Source organism: uncultured Oceanicoccus sp., assembly GCF_963968385.1.
Taxonomy (GTDB): Bacteria; Pseudomonadota; Gammaproteobacteria; order Pseudomonadales; family Dasaniaceae; genus Oceanicoccus.
In genome coordinates, this window is the sequence record NZ_CAXAHB010000143.1 from 1 (window position 1) to 2,085 (window position 2,085).

Here is a 2,085-nt window from a genome sequence, read left to right on the forward strand (position 1 = left end):
CCTTGCTATCAATGAGGCCAATGTGGCTAGCGAGCAAGGCAGATTATCTGACGACTATAAGTCTGAAGTGCTCGATACATTTCAAGATGCCGTCATCCAACAATTGACCCGTTCCTTGCAGCTGTTCTTTGCTAGCAGCCAATACCATAAGGTTGATCAGATTATTTTAGCCGGCGGTTTGGCTGCAACGAGTGGTCTGATAGAGTCGGTGCAAAATAGATTGGCCACGGCCACAGTATTGGCCAACCCATTTACCAATATGTCGGTGGCATCAACGGTTGATGCTAGATCATTAAATAACAACGCCCCTTCACTTATGATTGCCTGCGGTTTGGCGCTGAGGAGTTTTTATTAATGGCGAATATTAATTTCTTGCCCTGGCGCGAAGAGCGACGCCAACAACGCAAGCATAATTTTCTGATGATTTTGGCGGTTGTTGCTGTGGCCGGTGTTGTTTGGGTGGTGATAATAGATATAGCCGTCAACAAAGCTATCGATAATCAACATGCTAGAAATAATTATCTTGAAAAACAGATAGCTGAATTAGAGCTGCAAGTAAAAGCGGTTGGTGAGCTGGAGCAGAAAAAACAAACGCTGTTAGAGCGGATAGAAGTTATTCAGGCATTGCAGGGCAATAGGCCAGTTATTGTTAGGGTATTTGATCAGCTGGTAAGAAGTTTGCCGGAGGATGTTTTTTATAAGCGATTATCTCGTAACAAAGACGTCATCAGTTTAACCGGTATTGCACAATCCAATGATCGTATTTCAAGTTTGATGCGCAAGATTGAGCAGTCCGACTGGTTTGATAGTGCCGATTTAACAGCGATAACGACCAAGCCAGATATGGGTGAGCAGGCCAGTGAATTTAGTCTGGCTTTTAATATCAGCAACCCATCGGTTGTCGAGCAGGGAAACAATAACTGATGTCATTAAGCCGAAAAATACAACAGCTAATAGCGTTTGATATAAAGGATTTGGATACAGAAAATATGGGCTCATGGCCAATAACGATAAAAACCATTATTGGCATGGTTGTTTTTATTGGCGTGTTAGCGGCCGGAATTTTTTTTCATGTCATCGATTTGCAACAACAATTAGCCAAGTCTGGCCAACAAGAGCAAGCGCTTAAATGGCAATTTGAGCGCAAGGCACAACGGGCGGCAAGCTTACAGGCATACCGCCAACAGGCGGCAGCCATGGAAGCAACTTTTGCTGCGCTGATCAGCCAGCTACCGAATGATACTGAAGTGCCGGGGCTATTAGATGATATGACCAACAAAGGCCTGATCAATGGTTTGGAAATCAACAGTATTACGCTGGGTAATGAGCAGGTTGAAGAGTTTTATATTGAGCAGCCAATACAAATTGAAGTGAGTGGTAAATATCATGGGATCGGTGCTTTTGTAAGCGGTATTGCTGGTTTGCCACGTATTGTAACGCTACATGATTTTGAGATTTCGCAACAAAAGGACCTGCCGATACTTGCCATGAGAATTACTGCTAAGACCTACCGTTATAAAGTGCCGGGCAAACAAGATGATGCCTGATTTTATGGCCAAGCTTTTATTGATAGCCGGAATAATAATGATCGCCGCTTGTGATGATGGTGATTTTCAGGACCTTGATGACTTTATAGCGGAAATAAAATCCCGTCCTGCAGATAGCATTAAACCGATTCCGACATTTAACGTTTATAAAGCATTTACCTATAACGCTGCGGCACTGCGCAGCCCCTTTGACAGGCCCATGGACGTTGTCGAGATAACCCAGTTGCCGATGGCCAGTGAAGTTAGTCCAGATTCAAATCGCACCAAAGAGTATCTTGAACAATTTACTTTGGATGCTTTATCGATGGTCGGAACGTTGGAGCAAAACAATGTTTTATGGGCCTTGGTGCAAGATCAGCATGGCGCTATCCATCGCGTTAAACCGGGAAATTATATGGGGCGCAATTATGGTCGTATCATTGAATCATCCAAGACTCATATTACGGTGATTGAAATTGTATCAAATGGTGTTAACGGTTGGATTGAAAGGCCAATAACGATTAGGTTAAAAGTCCTAGATGAATAGGATGAATAGGAT

4 protein-coding genes are annotated in these 2,085 nt (G+C 43.4%); all 4 read left to right on the forward strand.

The window, feature by feature from the left end:
- On the forward strand, positions 1–355 hold a 355-nt coding region (gene pilM / locus AACP44_RS09125; RefSeq protein ID WP_339340217.1), incomplete at its 5' end, for a pilus assembly protein PilM.
- Positions 355–924 carry a PilN domain-containing protein gene (locus AACP44_RS09130; RefSeq protein WP_339340218.1) on the forward strand — a complete coding sequence of 190 codons (570 nt, stop codon included), beginning with the start codon at positions 355–357 and terminating at the stop codon, positions 922–924. The genes pilM and AACP44_RS09130, both read left to right, overlap by 1 nt.
- Complete coding sequence (gene pilO, locus AACP44_RS09135; protein WP_339340219.1) at positions 924–1,547, forward strand: type 4a pilus biogenesis protein PilO; 624 nt, start codon at positions 924–926, stop codon at positions 1,545–1,547. Before AACP44_RS09130 ends, pilO begins: the two co-directional genes overlap by 1 nt.
- A 37-nt stretch (positions 1,548–1,584) precedes the next feature.
- A complete protein-coding gene (locus AACP44_RS09140) occupies positions 1,585–2,073 on the forward strand; it encodes a pilus assembly protein PilP (RefSeq protein WP_339340220.1) in 489 nt (162 codons plus the stop codon).
- Positions 2,074–2,085: the final 12 nt, after the last annotated feature.